Below are 14799 nucleotides of genomic sequence, written 5' to 3'. Positions count from 1 at the left end.
AGGCCGAGCGAGATCAAGCACCCGCTTACAGATATGAAAAATTCAAAGAGGCCACTTTGGTTAGGAGAAAATCCGTCCTCGGACTACAAAAGCATTATTGACGCGTCCATAAACCGCGCCTTGGCTGGGGTATCTCCGATATTTGTAAACAATTGGAACTCGAAATGGGAAGGTGTAGGGACGGGATTCGTTGTCACATTCGGAGGTCAGGCCTACTTCGTGACAGCAAATCACGTTATAGCAGCCGCATTTACTCAAAAGCAGGTCGCCGCGAAGATTTTCGGAAAGTGGGTCTTTCTGCATGGACTGTACTTTGTCGACAATCTGAAGTCCGATATTTCCGTAACATTTTTGCCACCTAGATGGCTAGAATCTTACGGCATATCTGAGATCTTTGCACCAATGCTCGAACCACTACCAGCGACATATACCGGGACTTCAACTTTCATGATGGTCGGATACCCAGCGTCCAAAAATAAATTCGATTTGCGCTGGCCATCGGACATGACTACAAAACCCATCGCCATTGAGGCTAAACTTGACGATCGAAGGTTCGCACCCACCAATATCGAACCTTCGATTCATATTCACTATGATCATAAAGCGTTTCCCATCCGTCTCCCTGCACTGCAAGGGATGAGTGGCGGACCGCTGTTTGAAGTGATGTCGCGAGAGATCGGCGCTCGGCGTGGGTTGTCACTCTGCCCGCGCGGCGTTCTTTGCGAGTGGCACAAACGTCAAAGGGTAGTCGTCGCCGCCAGCATCGATTCAGTTGCCAAAACGATCGAAGACCGATCCATTGTTTGGAAGCTCGCAGAAACGTCGCATGCGCGCGGCGCTCCGACCCTCTTGACACCGCCCGATACCCAACCGCCTAACCCCGACGACTACCTGGCTCAGTGACCGAAATCCACATTTAATCGCCCAAGGGCGCCGTCGCGTTTATACGTCACAATCCGCGCGGGCGTTTTCGACAGCCATTCTCGAATGCTGGCTACTTAGGGTAATCGAAATTCCGCTTCGCTCTGAGGCTTCATCACCGACGCTGCCTCCAAATCGCAGCAGTCTCCGCTCGCGGGCCGCTCCACGCGCACCTTCGAGATATTGGGCAGCGAGTGCGACAGATTCCGCAAGATAAACGCACACAGGCCTTCGAGCGTCGCCGCGCCGAGGCCCGGAACTTCATCGAGAAAGCGGTGATCCAGCAGGTCCCGCACGCGGTCGATCTCCCGGCGCAGCAAGCCCAGATCGACCACCATCTGCGTGGTCAGGTCTGGACAGCCGCGCACGAATACCTGCGCGTGATACGTGTGCCCGTGAACGCGTCGGCTGCCCTCGGCGTCGATCTCCCGGTGCAGCGTATGCGCCGCCTCGAAATAGAACTTCTGGCTGAGTTCGTAGTTCATCTGTTCCGCTGCCACCTCCTATTCCCCATCGCTCATTGATCGACGCCGCGCTCCGCAGACCACCATTTCCCGAAGCGACTCGAAGCCTTCTTGCCGCAACTCGCAAGCGGGTCATTCGCCGCAACCGTAGCCCCACCGTGCTGCATGGTTCGATTGCCGACATGACAGGTGTGCGTCTCCCTGCGAATCAGATCGACGAGCGCCTCGCCTCCCAGATGCTCCGCCATTCGCCAGGTGTCGGCTTTGTCTATCTACATTAACGGAGTCTCGATAACCAGCGGTTGGTAGATGGACAACGTCGCCACGGATTACCCACACTATCCTCACATCCAAGCGACGTGATCGTTGTTCCGCCGGACCGGCGCGCTCAGAGATCGCGCTTAACATCAGCCCAACAGTTTGGCGTTTCATAGAGCCGCACGTGCTGAAGCCGCAAGTTCACGCCGTAATGTGCATCGTAGACCTGAGCGAGCGTTTCGAACACGATTGCCGCGAGATTCTCGACCGTCGGGACACGCTCGAGCACGACCGTCTTGTGACCCGGCATCGATTCGAGAAATGCGCGCACGGGTTCGTCCCCAGCATAGACGAGGAATGCATGATCCCAGCGGCTCACGAGATGCTCCATCGCCAACGATTTGACATCGGCGAAGTCCATCACCATGCCGCAGTCGGATGCGCCTTTGGTCGTGACAATGTCGCCTTGCAACGTGATCTCGAGCACGTAGCGATGACCATGAAGATTGCGGCACTGGCTGCAGTGGTCGGGAATGCGGTGACCCGCATCGAATTCGAGTTTTCGGGTAATTGTTAACACGATCGGGTCAGGGAATATTCAAGTATTTGTGGGTTTGCATCGACAGCCGCCAACTCGGATGGCGCTTGCACCAGTCGATTGCAACACGTGTGTTGAGTTCGCGCGAAGGGCCATCCATCGGCTGCACAAAAAAATGAGCAAAGTCGAGTCGCGCGTAGTCGTCGAGTCGCTGGTTATCCTGCGGCACGACGACCTTCAGTTCGTTGCCCTTCGTCACAACGAGCGGCGCATCGGCCTTCGGACTGACGCAAATCCAATCGATCGAGTCGAGCACGGGCAGCGAACCGTTCGTCTCGATCGCCACTTCGAAGCCGGCCGCATGCAGCGCGGCAACGAGCGCCTCGTCAATCTGCAGCATGGGCTCGCCGCCCGTGCAGACGACGAAGTGATGCGCCTCGCCTTCAGGCCATAGCGAGGCGATTTGATCGACGAGCGCCGCGGCGTCCCGATACTTCCCGCCGTTTTCGCCATCGGTGCCGACGAAATCCGTGTCGCAAAAGCGGCAGACGGCACTGGCCCGGTCCTCTTCGCGCCCCGACCACAGATTGCATCCGGCAAACCGGCAAAACACCGCCGGGCGGCCCGCATTCGCGCCTTCGCCCTGCAATGTGTAGAAAATTTCCTTGACCGCGTACGTCATGCTGCTTTTTTCGTCCATCCCGATTTTCGAGCGACCCACGACGGATCGGCCCAGCTTCTCACCGCCACTACGCCGACTGCGCCACCTTTTCACCGGCGAGAAATGCTTCGTATCCGCGCTTGCGCAAGTGGCAAGCCGGGCATTCGCCGCAGCCGAAGCCCCAGTTGTGCAACTCGGCGCGTTCGCCGACGTAGCACGTATGTGTCTCCACGCGCACAAGTTCGACGAGCGCGTCGCCCCCGAGATCGCGCGCGAGGCGCCATGTGTCGGCCTTGTCGAGCCACATGAGCGGCGTCTCGACGACGAAGCGGCTCTCCATGCCGAGATTCAGCGCCACCTGCAGCGCCTTCATCGTGTCGTCGCGGCAATCGGGATAGCCGGAAAAATCCGTTTCGCACATTCCGCCGACGAGCACCGACAGCCCCCTGCGGTAGGCTATCGCGGCGGCGATCGTCATGAACATCAAATTACGGCCCGGCACGAACGTATTCGGCAAACCGCTGGCCGTTGCCTCGATCTCGATCTCGCGCGTCATCGCCGTATCGCTGATCGAGCCGAGCACCGACAGATCGATCATGTGATCCTCGCCGAGGCGCTCGGCCCACTGCGGGAATGTGCGCGTGATCGCCTGACGCACGCCGTTACGGCATTCCAACTCGACGCGGTGACGCTGACCATAGTCGAAGCCGAGCGTCTCGACCGTCTCGTAGCGCTCGAGCGCCCACGCAAGGCAGGTCGTTGAATCCTGACCGCCGGAGAACAGAACCAGTGCGCGAGTCTTCATAAGTGGTTCCTATCGATCAAGAGTTGGCAACCTGGCGTGGCTTACGCAACGCTCGCTTCATGGATCGAACGAGGTAGTTGGTCAGCAGGTCGATGTCGCTCGGCGTGTTCTGGATGCCATTCCACGGCCGTTCGTCGTAAGGCGCCAGACGCCACTGCCCGCTGGTCCATGCCGTATACTCCTTCAACAACCTGAGGCTGCGTTCAAAGTCGCTGCGCGTCGTAGCGCCTTCGCTGGAATACAAAAACTCCATGACGAACCCCATTGCCACAATGCCTGCGCCGTGTCTCAAGCGCGATGTCTTGGGACTCATTCCGATCCATTCACTTGCAAAAACCGCGACCACTGCTTCAAAGAACGCATTAATGAATTCGTAGGCGCGATCTTCGTAATCGCCTTCCTTGATAAGTTCTCGAACTGCACCGTCAGAGGCTGAGTTCATCACCAAACGCTGCATCGCGGTATCGCTCAGCACACCTTTTGGATTTGTGTGCTGGCGAATTTCTCCATATAGCGAAGAACCGCGAGTGAAGTTCAAGCGATCAACAACGCGCGCAGCGAACTTCCGCGCGGTGAACCTCTCAGGCAGTCCTTCCACAGTCGGAAGCAGTTCGTAAATCAAAGTCTTCGGCAACGGTCGCGTGTTGTTGACCAGCACAAACTGCTGACGCAACTCGTTGTAGTCTTTGCAGACGAGAGCGGACACAAAAACCTGGAATCCAGGCTTCGTGATTCCCGACAAAGCACTGAGTCGCTGCTGACCGTCAACGACAAAGCCTGGCTTTTGATCACCAACCTTGATTTCAATGTCTGCGACGCCGTCGCCCTTATCCTTCACTCTAACGCCGCCAATGAAGGCAACGATCAATGCATTGGGCAACAGCGCGTCATCACGTCGCAGATAATCGCGGATTTCCTTGATGTGCGATGCGATCTGATGACGCTGGAAGCCACGTAAGTGGCCATCATCTGCCCGACTCACGCGCTCGATTTCGGCAAATCCCCAGATCTGTTCAGGCGTGGCAGCAAAGGTGAATACGTCGTGCTCGGGAGCCTGTGACGCACGAATTGCCTTGAATCGGTATACGCTCACCGTTTTTTCTCCAGGGTACGTTGTACATGTTTGTGGTATACGCCCAGGTTGTGAAATCCGCGGCGCTTGTTCCGGTTACTAGATCGGAAGATTATGACCTCGACGCCAGCCTTACTGCAGACGGAGCAACGGCAGCGCTTCCAAGGCGCATCTTCCAAGGTGCGCGCCACCAACGCACGCATCTTCCCCAGTTCCTTTTGATGTGTCTCCGCGGGGCGACCATCGCCCAGCGTAAGAAACTGTTGATAATCCATGATCGCCTCGAGCGCATCTTTCGATTTTCCGCTACCGTCATCGAACTTGCGGAGTGCCGTCAGTGCCTTTTGCTCACGGCGCTGCAAATCTTCAGCGCCAAAAATCCCGCGCTTGATACCTTGCATCAAACGAGGATTTTCAATCGCCTGGGGGATACGGATCGCGGCGTAATAGTCGAGCGCATTCCCTTCCGGAGATTCCATATAGTAATTTGCCTTTGCATCCTTGAAGGCACGAATAAGTGGAGACGTAGAATCGAAACTAGTGATACCGAAATTTGTAAACTGATGGATCGTGTCGGCCTTCGCAAACCCGAGAAGATGAATCTTGGTTTCAGGTTTAATTGCATCACGCAGTGCATGCAGGACCTGTTTGATGACATCCACCTTCAACGGAACGAGCCCTCCGATCGCCAAATAGCGATATCCCATTTTCTCAAGTCGAACAGCAGCTTCAGCCATGCTCTTTGGTGACCAGCCTTGTACGGCCCCCAACGGCTCGAACGGACGTCCCTCGGCATCCGCAAGACGTAAGAACTCCTCTGCGTTGGCAAGCGTGATATCGAAACGCTCAATGATCCCAGGTGCAACGTCGCTTGCAGGAGGATTGTCGGTCAGGCAATCGAAGATGATGTGGTCGGGAGATACCCCGTGGGTAAAGGCTGCGTCCAGGTAGAAATCCACCACTTCCTGCGGCGAGTACGCTGGTGTTTTGCTGTCTGCGTACGCAAACGCCCCGCAGTCTCCAAGTACCATGGCGTCCTTGAATTTGGGGCCACCATATCTCAGGAACTTGCGTACGCCATCCCGCAACATCCGCTGCTCTTCCGCAGTTGAATATCGCACCTTTGATTTAGCGACTCCGGCAGCCTGGCGAACCGCACTCATCGACACCAGCAAACCGTCATACGGCGCGGGCATCATGAGTTCGTGGGCATACACATCGTCCCAGTAGCGGCGGCGGCCGGGAGCATTGCGATCGTTAATAAAATCGTACTCTGGGTCAACGTAGTCCTGAGTATCCGAATAGAGAAATTTCATTTTCTTATCGTGCTGGTATACGCCCGAACCAGCGCATCCTGAAGTTTTCTGATATCTCGTGGTGTGCTCTGTATCTCGTTCCAAGCGATACCTAGTGTTTCCCACGTTCCCCTAGTCCAGCGACACGCTGGCGCAACCTTTTCCAGTTCTTTGCGGACCGTTTTGTAGTCTTCACCATGTCCGGAGAGGCGTGCGTAAATCCTGTCCATCAGCACACCCATCGCTTCGATGCCCGCTGAATGCATTAACCGACTGCGCCTCGGATCTGCGCCCCATGCCTCTGGAAACACGTCCCTCACCGCGGACCAGTATGTTTTTAAAACTTGATACATCCCCTGAACGTCGACCCCTTCACGGCCAGCCAACTTGAAGGGGGCAAGAGCACCCAACGGGTTGTTCATGCTGTTGCGGATCATCGCTATCACAGCAGTATCGGTAATGACACTCGTGCTGCTGCTCTTTTCCGAAATACGCTTGATCAACTTATGAAACGGCGATTCTGGATCGCGGTTGAGCAAGTTGCAAATCTCGGATGGGACCCTACGCGCACTCAGTTCGCGAGGCAGCAAGATACTGCGCGTCTCGGGCAGCAACTCATTAATTAGCCGTGTCGGGAGCGGCCGCGCCTTGTTGACCAAAATGAACTGTTCACGCTGAATTTCCAGATTATCCGAGACAAAACCAACAACGGGAACTGGGATACTCTTGCTTCCAGTTTGTGCCAAGGCCAACGAACGTTGCTGACCGTCGACGATCCATGCTACTCGCTGCCCCTCATCATAGACGGGAATAGCCAGGGTACCTGCTTGCGCGATGCCCTGATCGCCGGCAGGTCTTGTGCCGCGAGCAGCTGTGAAGCGAACGGCCGGTGACATCGCAAGAATGATCGCATTCGGGAACAACACATTGCCCTGGTTGAGATAGTCGACGATACCTTTGACGTGGGTTTGTATCTCGGGCCGCTGAAACCCTTTGAGCACATCGGATTCGTCGCGCTCGACCCTAGATATGTCAGCGACCTTCACAATGTCTACGCCCTGAATGAAAAAGGCATAGACATCCAGGTCCTCACCCTGGGTCGTGCGCAGCGCTCGTACCACGATCTCTTTTCTGGCCATATCAACTCTTGCCGTTCATTGCGAGTTCTTGCTGAAGAAGGCTCCATAGACCGCGGAATCGCCCTTGTTCGCAGGAAACCAACGCTTCGTCTCGCAGGTAACGCAGTAATCGCGTTGAGCCGCCACCAAAACGGCTCCAGTTCTTTCGCAGAAGCGCCAGAATTTCTGGGTCAGTTTTCTTTGTGCGTGCTGGAATAGTCGGCTTCTTCAACGTGCGCATCGCATTCGCAACAGCCTTCCTCCCTTCTTCGGCGGAGAGTCGATGCCCGTCCAGCACTTCGATAAAGTGGCGTAACGCCCTCTGCGCGAAGTCTGTGCGGGTCCCGGGGTATGAAGAGCCCTCCAAGCGTTCGTCATAAGGCAGAACGACGTGGCGAGCGTGGTCTGGCACCAGTGCCTGACCATGACCAGACGTAATGATGCGGATTCTGTTGACCTGCGATTTCGTCAGGCAAGCCAACTCCGGAGCGATAAGCGCGACGTAGCTACCCGGCAACGCAAATAGCGCCAGCGCATTCGAGTATCTCCCGAGCAACGCGCGAACGGAGCGATGCTCTCCCAGTTCTGCTGTCAATGCTGCCCACCAGTCACCAGGGTCTTTGCCGAGTCGGACGAGAAGCGGTTTCAACGAATTTGCGCCGTCTGCGACGGTTAGGTCGTATGACGGGATGAAATCTGATGCACCCACTACACCGAGTCCTGCCGAGACGATGTGAAGCGTGCCTTCAAGTATTGCAGCTACACGCCGTGCCTCGACGAATGCTCGCCCGGCGTAGACGTCCCTAGCCTGCGTCGATAGTTGCGCTTTCTCGATGGCTTTCACCCACCGCTCAGCAATAGACGTCAACGATCCACGCGTGCCGACCTGGCCGAGAGCAACGTCTACCCTACCGACACGCTTCCGGTTAGTGCAATTCGTGACAACGATGACCTCGCCTTTCATAGCTGATAACTGCACATGTGTCTGAAAACTTACCCTAGAAAACTGCAAACCGTATTGCCGCAAAGTTTCGCACTTATCGGCAAGAAGGTCCAGATTTGGGTGAGATATGAGCGTCGACACGCGAGACCTGTAGCTCCAGCGCAACGATAGTGGACTCGGAAGGGTCGGAAGCGACGCCGAACGTCGAACTCCGGTCGCATCCCACCCAATCCGCTATGACGTGCGCATCTGGCCCTTCGACCCATCGATGAATGACGGGCAACGAAGACGAACCATGACCGCGAGTGGACGATACTGTCTATCGGCGACGATATGGCTGCACCGCTGTCGACGTGAGGCCGCTTGCAAACCTCCGGGCCCCTCTCAGTCGACCATCGACTCTCAAGATTGCTACCCAGCGCTTGTCAGGCGTTTTTGTCCGCACCTGGCAGACGGCTTTGCGTGAGACGCGCGACCTAGGGGCAGCGAATATAGCGATCCGGTTTCCGGGATATGGCGATAAAACTGCGCAGCCGCCGCAAAAAAGCACTCGAGAAACGTGTGCAGTTTCCATTGCCATCGCGGGATGGAATCAAAAAAAACTGGATCACATATCACTCCCCTGAGCCCGGCCAACCACGGCCACTCCGTCTGGGCAATCCCGCACGGACGAACCTGCCTCAGGAGTCCAGTGATGCTCCCGATCTCACCACTTGAATACCTGATTGCCTTCGCACTCGCTTACCTCTCCGGCGTGCTTTGGTCGATCTGCTTCTGCAAATATCTCGGCAAGGTCCGGCGCGAGGTCGCGTGCCATGCGTGACCGCCCTCCGCTTTTTCCCTACGACGACGGGGACGAGGATGAGAACCCGGCGTGGCAATCGGCGCTGGATCGGCTCCGCCAGAGGCCTCCCCCGCCGCAGCACGGCGAAGGCGAATCGCCCCGCTTTCGCCCCGGCAAAGGCGATCTGGTTTTTCCGTGTCCGTCGTGCGAGTCGTTTCGCACCGAACAACGGCACATTGCAAGGCGTGTCTGCAGCGCCATCGGTGCTGCGGCGGGCGCCACGAGCGGTGCCGCCGCCGTGTTATCCGGCGCCGAAACCGGCGCGGCCGTCGGAATGCTCGGCGGTCCTGTTGGCTCTGTATGCGGCGGCGTCGCCGGCGCCATTCTCGCCGGGCTTGTGGCCGGCGCCGCCGGTTGCGCGACTGGCGCAGCGTTGGGCGAAGCCATCGACCAGAAGGTATTGGACAACTGGCGGTGCCTCGCCTGCGGACGCCTCTTCACCGTCCGTCTGAGTTGACCCGTTCCACTTCCCTCTCTCTTCCCCCAGCTTTTCCCTTTCGTCCTGCCCGGCGTCACGTCGGGCTTTATGCAGTCATCTTTTCACAGGAGTTCAAAAAGTGCATCTCGTACAGACCATGGCGTATACCGGTGAGGAACCTTGGCACGGCCTCGGTAACAAGCTCGCTCCGAAGCAACCGCTTGAAACCTGGGCCAAGGCGGCGGGCATGAACTGGCAGATTGAATCCGCCGAAGTGCGCTTCGTTGCCGCTCACGACAACGCGCTCGGCTCAATCCATGCGTTTCCCGAACAGAAGGTCCTCTATCGTTCCGACACGAAGGCTCCGCTCTCCGTCGTATCTGCCCGCTATCAGGTCGTTCAACCAATGGAAATCCTGAACTTCTACCGCGACCTCACCGAAGTCGGTGGGTTCGAACTGGAGACCGCGGGCGTGCTTAAAGAAGGCAAGAAGCTATGGGCGTTGGCTCGCACAGGCCAATCCGCGACGCTCAAGGGCAAGGATCAGGTGTCCGGGTACCTCCTCCTTGCTACTGCGTGTGACGGGAGCCTCGCCACTACGGCCCAGTTCACATCGATTCGTGTCGTGTGCAACAACACGCTGCAAATCGCGTTGGGAGAAAGCACAAACGCCGTCAAGGTGCCGCACCGTTCGCAGTTCGACGCCCAAGCCGTGAAACGCCAACTCGGCATCGCGATCTCGTCGTGGGACGCGTTCATCGCAAGAACGAAGGCACTCGCCGACCGCAAAGTGTCGGACACGGCGGTCGAAGCGTTCCTGCGGCGTGTGCTCACGTATCCGACCACGAGCCCGGCCAATCGCGACACAGCCTCCGTCAATGAGCGGGCCATCAAGGCGATCGGGCAGCTCTACGCCGGGCACGGTAAGGGAGCTGAACTGGCGTCGGCAAGTGGCACCGTGTGGGGACTGCTCAATGCAGTGACAGAGTACGTCGATCACCATCGCCGCGCGCGCAGCGACGATCACCGTCGCGATGCCGCATGGTTCGGACAAGGCGCAACGATCAAGCAGAAAGCGTGGGATGAAGCGCTCAAGCTCGTCGTGTAAGCCAGGTTCCTCCTGTTTCCCCTCACCCACGGCTCGGTCAGGTTCTCCCGCCGGGCCGCTTTATTTCTGGAGAGGCTATGAGTGCAGTCCAACCCGACAGGCCCCGCGCGCGACGACCGGCGCTGAAGCTCGTGAAAACGCAGGAACTGAGCCGCGACGATTGGCTCGCCGTGCGCCGTACGGGCATCGGTGGATCAGACGCCGCTGCGGCAGTGGGGCTCAATCCGTACATGAGCCAGCTGGAGCTATGGCTTGACAAGACCGGACGGGCAGACGGCCTACCCCGGCCCGATTCCGACGATACAGCGTCGCCGACGTATTGGGGCACGCTGCTGGAGCCGATCGTTGCCGCCGTGTACACGAAACAGACAGGCAATCGCGTCAGGCGTGTCAATGCAGTGCTTAGGCATCCGAGCGTGCCGTTCATGCTTGCCAACATTGACCGCGAGATCGTCGGCGCTCGCGACGCCTCCATTCTGGAATGCAAGACGGCAGGCGAGTTTGGCACGCGACTGTGGCGCGACGGCGTTCCCGAATACGTGCAGATCCAGGTGCAGCACCAGCTCGCCGTAACAGGCAAGCAGGCGGCGCACGTCGCGGTACTGCTGTGCGGTCAGGCTCTCAAAGTATTTCGAGTCGAACGAGATGACGCATTGATCGGCCGACTCGTCGAACTCGAATCGCGCTTCTGGCGCTGCGTCGAATCCGATACACCTCCGCCCGCGGATGGGTCCGAATCAGCCGATCGGGCGTTGCGCCACCTCTATCCGGGTAACGGAGGCACCGTCGACTTCACGGATGATCGGCAGCTCTCATCGGTGTTTGCCGACCTCGTTGCTGTGCGAGGGCAGATCGAGGCGAACCAAGCATTCGAAGCACGATTGAAGCAGGCAATCCAGCAGGCAATGGGCGAGGCAACGCGGGCAGTCTTTGAGACGGGCGAAGTCTCGTTCAAGCGCAGCCGGGAATCGTCCACCATTGACCTGAAACGGTTACTCGTTGATCACCCCGAGTACGAAACGCAGTACGCCACCTCGAAGCCCGGCTCCCGGCGCTTCCTCATCTCCGTCTGATTTTCCGTTCAGCTGAAAGGATAACGCCATGTTGAAAGGTCTTTCCATTACGCCGCCCGTCGTGGGGCGCATTTCCATCGGTCGTATCGTCGAGAAAAACGGAAAGCGTCTGCCCGAGAAAGACGACGCTTTCACGCTGACGACGCAAGTGCAGCAGCGCGGCGAATGGATGCTCCATCCGCTAAACGAAACCCTGCGCAAAGCCACACCCGGCAAGCTCCGCGCCATTCCGGTTCGCATGCTTTTCGATGACCCGGACCTAAACCTTCGCGCCGAGTACACGCTGTTCGACCGCGACACCGGACGGCCCGTATGCCTCGGCAACGGCGAAACGTGCCGTCGCGTTGCGGCGGACGGCAACGGCATCGAAAGCCTGCCCTGCGCGTCGCCCGATGGCTGCGCGTTCGGACAGCAAGGCGGCTGCAAGCCGTATGGCCGATTAAACGTACTGGTCGGGGATGGGGAGGACATGGATTCGTTCATCTTCAGGACCACGTCGTTCAACTCCATCCGCACGCTCGCCGCACGTCTGCGCTACTTCGCTGCGGTGTCCGGCAACCTGCTCGCCTGCCTGCCGCTCGAGCTGAAACTGCGTGGCAAGTCGACGACGCAGAGCTACCGCTCGGCGATCTACTACGTCGACCTGGGCGTTCGATCGGGCTGTACGCTTGAGCAGGCGTTGATCGAGGCGAAGGAGCTCGACACGCGCCGCCGAGGGGCTGGATTCGATCAAGCGGCGCTTGACGCCGCAGCGCGACTCGGGTTCGCCAACGGCGCATTTGAGGACAGCCCCGACGAACAAGCTGCGGTCGCCGAGGAGTTCTATCCGGAGACGACCGAACGGCCAGACTCCGCGGAGAGCGGTCTGGCCGGTACGCCCGCGACACTGCGCGAGAAACTGGAACGCAAGGCCGTGCTGCTCGGCGGCAAAGCGGCATGAGTACGCGCCGCTGGGCCTTCGCCCTAGCGATCGGCGCAACGTCCACCGCGCTCTGTCTGTCGGTATTCGGCGGCTGGCAGCGCGGTGGCTCGCTCTCGGAACGGCTCGTCTGGGTGGCGATCGGCCTGGTGCTCGTCACGAGCGCGCACCTGTTGCCCGCACTACTCCGACATGCGTCGGTGCTCGTCCGCTGTATTGGTAGCGTTTTATGGGGTGCGTGTCTGACAACGGCATGTTTCGGGCACGCGGTGTTCTTTGTCTCCGCGCAGCAACATGCGGGCGAACTGAGGGCATCATCGGTACAGCAAGCTCCGGTTCCGACATCGGGTCGCAGTCTTGTAGCTGTCATGGCCGAACGCGCGGCCGTCACGGCACAACTCGCGTCGGCCAACGCCCGTTACTGCGTCGGGAACTGCGCGACACTGGCCGCCCGTCGCGCGACGCTCTCCGCACGACTCGACTCGCTAAACGCCGAAGCGGACGAGGCACGACGCGCTCAAGTCGAACGCGACCAAGTTGCGGCCCGACGCGATGCGTTACTCGCTGATCCGGTCACGTCGCGACTCGCTGCGCTACTCCGCACGACGACGGCTCGCGTCGACCTGTTGTCGGGGTTGATGTTCGCGGCAATCCTCGAAGGCGTCGCATGCCTGTTGTGGGCCATTGCGCTTCAGTCGCCGTCATCCAGACCGTTACCCCTCGCGACTGGCCTCATGCCGCCCACAGTCGCACCAGTAACGGAGGTTCCTGACGCGACTGCAGCCTGCATCGCGGAGGTTGCAGGCTTGACTACCGTGACTCCATTCGCGGTCTCGCCCGCCGTAGCGAGTCCCGCCGATGAGACCGTTAGTCGCAAAGTCGTCCCTGAGCACGACGGCGACGCGTCCGGCCGCCACGCGCCACGAGACGCCCCCGTCACGTCGCTGCTGGATACCGATCCCGTCGACGACCACCTGACACAGCTTGCGCGCGATGTTGCCGCCGGCTTGATCCGACCGACAGTCTGAACCGCGCCGGGAATCGTGGAGGCCGGTTGGTTTAAGTTAATGCAGGCAAGTCAGCGGCATTTCTGAGTTGCCTGTAGTAGTTTGCCTCAGCCTCAGCGGGCGGGATATAGCCGAGCGGTTCCATCAACCGATGATGGTTGTACCAGGCCACCCATTGCAGCGTTGCCAGTTCGACGGATTCCCTCGTTTTCCAAGGGGCGCGCCGATGAATCAGTTCCGTCTTGTACAGGCCATTGATCGTTTCGGCCAGCGCATTGTCGTAGCTGTCGCCCCGGCTGCCGACCGACGGCTCGATGCCGGCCTCAGCCAGCCGTTCGCTGTACCGAATGCTGACATATTGCGCCCCTCTATCGGAGTGATGTATCAATGTCCCGTCGTCACCCGGTTGGCGAGCGTACAGCGCCTGTTCAAGTGCATCCAGAACAAAGTCCGTGGTCATCGACGAACTGACGCGCCAGCCAACGATACGACGGGCGAACACGTCGATGACGAACGCCACGTAAAGCCAGCCCCGCCATGTCGAGACGTAGGTGAAATCCGACACCCAAAGCTGATTCGGTCGCTCAGCCTTGAACTGCCGGTTCACCCGATCCAGCGGGCACGGCGCGCTCGAATCGGGAGTCGTCGTGCGAACTCGCTTGCCGCGAACTGCGCCTCGCAAGCCCTGCAGCTTCATCAACCGCCCGACCGTGCAGCGTGCGACCAAGATGCCCTCACGGTTCATCTGCTTCCAGACCTTCGGCACGCCATAGACCTGCATGTTGGCCTGCCAGACACGCTTGATCTCCGGCTGCAGAAGCTCATCGCGTTTGGCGCGGGCGCAGCGTTTGGACGGATCGCGAAGCTGCGCAGCATGGCGTCGGTAGCCCGACGGGGCAATCCGCAAGACCTTGCAGATCGGCTCGACCCCGAAGGTGTCGCGATGCTGATCAATGAAGGCCTTCAGGACTTGAAACGGCGGTCGAGCTCCGCCTGGGCGAAAAACGCGCTCGCCAGCTTGAGAATCTCGTTGGTCCGGCGCAGTTCCTTGACCTCGCGTTCCAGGGCCTTGATGCGTTCACGCTCGGCCGTGCTCACGCCATCGCGCTCCCCGCGGTCGACCTCGTCGCGTTTGACCCAATCCAGCAGCGTCTGCGGCGTACAGCCGATCATCGGCGCAATCGATTCGACCGCTGCCCACATCGACGGGTGTTCGCTACGCTGTTCGCGTACCAGACGCACTGCGCGCTCCCGCACTTCCGGGGAAAATTTGCTTGCCTTCTTGTTCATGACTCGATTCTCTCAAGAATACGAGCCTCCACAAAATCCGGTGCGGTTCACGGCACTTCATGACT

16 protein-coding genes, 1 pseudogene and 1 other annotated feature are annotated in these 14799 nt (G+C 58.9%); of the genes and pseudogenes, 7 read left to right on the top strand and 10 right to left on the bottom strand.

Translation table 11 applies throughout. The features are described 5' to 3' along the window. Positions 1–33 precede the first annotated feature (33 nt). Positions 34–903 (top strand): serine protease, encoded by an 870-nt coding sequence (locus WS66_RS33680; RefSeq protein ID WP_218928990.1) that lies wholly within the window; start codon positions 34–36, stop codon positions 901–903. A 95-nt stretch (positions 904–998) separates the two neighbouring features. Here the strand turns inward: WS66_RS33680 and WS66_RS13680 are convergent, their stop codons facing one another. The 9 genes and pseudogenes from WS66_RS13680 to WS66_RS33675 all read right to left on the bottom strand — a co-directional run bounded on the left by WS66_RS13680 (position 999) and on the right by WS66_RS33675 (position 7976). After that, entirely contained in the window at positions 999–1406 is a 408-nt protein-coding gene (locus WS66_RS13680; RefSeq protein ID WP_059608375.1) for a 6-pyruvoyl trahydropterin synthase family protein, read from the bottom strand. Positions 1407–1517: 111 nt separating this feature from the next. Continuing rightward, a pseudogene (locus WS66_RS34405) lies at positions 1518–1681 on the bottom strand (7-cyano-7-deazaguanine synthase); the annotation flags it as partial. A gap of 92 nt (positions 1682–1773) precedes the next feature. Beyond that, positions 1774–2223: a 6-carboxytetrahydropterin synthase QueD gene (gene queD, locus WS66_RS13670; RefSeq protein WP_059608362.1), complete on the bottom strand. Its 450-nt coding sequence runs from the start codon at positions 2221–2223 to the stop codon at positions 1774–1776. 7 nt (positions 2224–2230) lie between these two features. Continuing rightward, positions 2231–2863 carry a 7-carboxy-7-deazaguanine synthase gene (gene queE / locus WS66_RS13665; RefSeq protein ID WP_059608374.1) on the bottom strand — a complete coding sequence of 211 codons (633 nt, stop codon included), beginning with the start codon at positions 2861–2863 and terminating at the stop codon, positions 2231–2233. Between the two features lie 67 nt (positions 2864–2930). Next, positions 2931–3647 carry a 7-cyano-7-deazaguanine synthase QueC gene (gene queC, locus WS66_RS13660; RefSeq protein ID WP_059608361.1) on the bottom strand — a complete coding sequence of 239 codons (717 nt, stop codon included), beginning with the start codon at positions 3645–3647 and terminating at the stop codon, positions 2931–2933. A gap of 16 nt (positions 3648–3663) precedes the next feature. After that, on the bottom strand, positions 3664–4740 hold the full coding sequence (dbpB, locus tag WS66_RS13655) for a DGQHR domain-containing protein DpdB (RefSeq protein ID WP_059608360.1): 1077 nt from the start codon (positions 4738–4740) through the stop codon (positions 3664–3666). Further along, the gene (gene dpdA / locus WS66_RS13650) at positions 4737–6035 is read right to left on the bottom strand and encodes a tRNA-guanine transglycosylase DpdA (RefSeq protein ID WP_059608359.1); all 1299 of its coding nucleotides are present in this window, start codon (positions 6033–6035) and stop codon (positions 4737–4739) included. Before dpdA ends, dbpB (WS66_RS13655) begins: the two co-directional genes overlap by 4 nt. Beyond that, a complete protein-coding gene (dbpB, locus tag WS66_RS13645; protein WP_059608358.1) occupies positions 6032–7153 on the bottom strand; it encodes a DGQHR domain-containing protein DpdB in 1122 nt (373 codons plus the stop codon). Before dbpB (WS66_RS13645) ends, dpdA begins: the two co-directional genes overlap by 4 nt. A 1-nt stretch (position 7154) precedes the next feature. Further along, complete coding sequence (locus tag WS66_RS33675; protein WP_159086549.1) at positions 7155–7976, bottom strand: hypothetical protein; 822 nt, start codon at positions 7974–7976, stop codon at positions 7155–7157. A gap of 793 nt (positions 7977–8769) precedes the next feature. Between WS66_RS33675 and WS66_RS34670 the strand changes: the two genes are divergently transcribed. The 6 genes from WS66_RS34670 to WS66_RS13620 all read left to right on the top strand — a co-directional run bounded on the left by WS66_RS34670 (position 8770) and on the right by WS66_RS13620 (position 13465). Then, positions 8770–8898 (top strand): hypothetical protein, encoded by a 129-nt coding sequence (locus WS66_RS34670; RefSeq protein ID WP_257792079.1) that lies wholly within the window; start codon positions 8770–8772, stop codon positions 8896–8898. Next, the gene (locus WS66_RS13640; RefSeq protein ID WP_082729094.1) at positions 8891–9376 is read left to right on the top strand and encodes a hypothetical protein; all 486 of its coding nucleotides are present in this window, start codon (positions 8891–8893) and stop codon (positions 9374–9376) included. The genes WS66_RS34670 and WS66_RS13640 overlap by 8 nt, the downstream gene beginning before the upstream one ends. 100 nt (positions 9377–9476) lie before the next feature. After that, positions 9477–10445: a DUF932 domain-containing protein gene (locus tag WS66_RS13635; RefSeq protein ID WP_059608357.1), complete on the top strand. Its 969-nt coding sequence runs from the start codon at positions 9477–9479 to the stop codon at positions 10443–10445. A 77-nt stretch (positions 10446–10522) separates the two neighbouring features. Beyond that, positions 10523–11518, top strand: coding sequence for a YqaJ viral recombinase family nuclease (locus tag WS66_RS13630; protein WP_059608356.1), 996 nt, complete (start codon positions 10523–10525; stop codon positions 11516–11518). Positions 11519–11546: 28 nt separating this feature from the next. Next, entirely contained in the window at positions 11547–12458 is a 912-nt protein-coding gene (locus WS66_RS13625; protein ID WP_059608355.1) for a recombination directionality factor, read from the top strand. Beyond that, positions 12455–13465 carry a hypothetical protein gene (locus WS66_RS13620; protein WP_159086548.1) on the top strand — a complete coding sequence of 337 codons (1011 nt, stop codon included), beginning with the start codon at positions 12455–12457 and terminating at the stop codon, positions 13463–13465. Before WS66_RS13625 ends, WS66_RS13620 begins: the two co-directional genes overlap by 4 nt. A 31-nt stretch (positions 13466–13496) precedes the next feature. Here the strand turns inward: WS66_RS13620 and WS66_RS13615 are convergent. Continuing rightward, positions 13497–14734 (bottom strand): IS3 family transposase gene (locus WS66_RS13615; protein WP_108064622.1). Its coding sequence is split into 2 segments (ribosomal slippage): positions 13497–14443 and positions 14443–14734, totalling 1239 coding nucleotides; the frame shifts between segments, so codons are not numbered across the junction. Continuing rightward, positions 14337–14453: a sequence feature (AL1L pseudoknot), on the bottom strand. Its footprint overlaps the gene before it by 117 nt. Positions 14735–14799: the final 65 nt, after the last annotated feature.

Origin of the sequence: Burkholderia sp. LA-2-3-30-S1-D2 (assembly GCF_001523915.2) — a bacterium.
GTDB lineage: Bacteria > Pseudomonadota > Gammaproteobacteria > Burkholderiales > Burkholderiaceae > Burkholderia > Burkholderia diffusa.
Note: the sequence above shows the minus strand (reverse complement) of the source record. Positions and strands in the feature narration are given on the sequence as shown.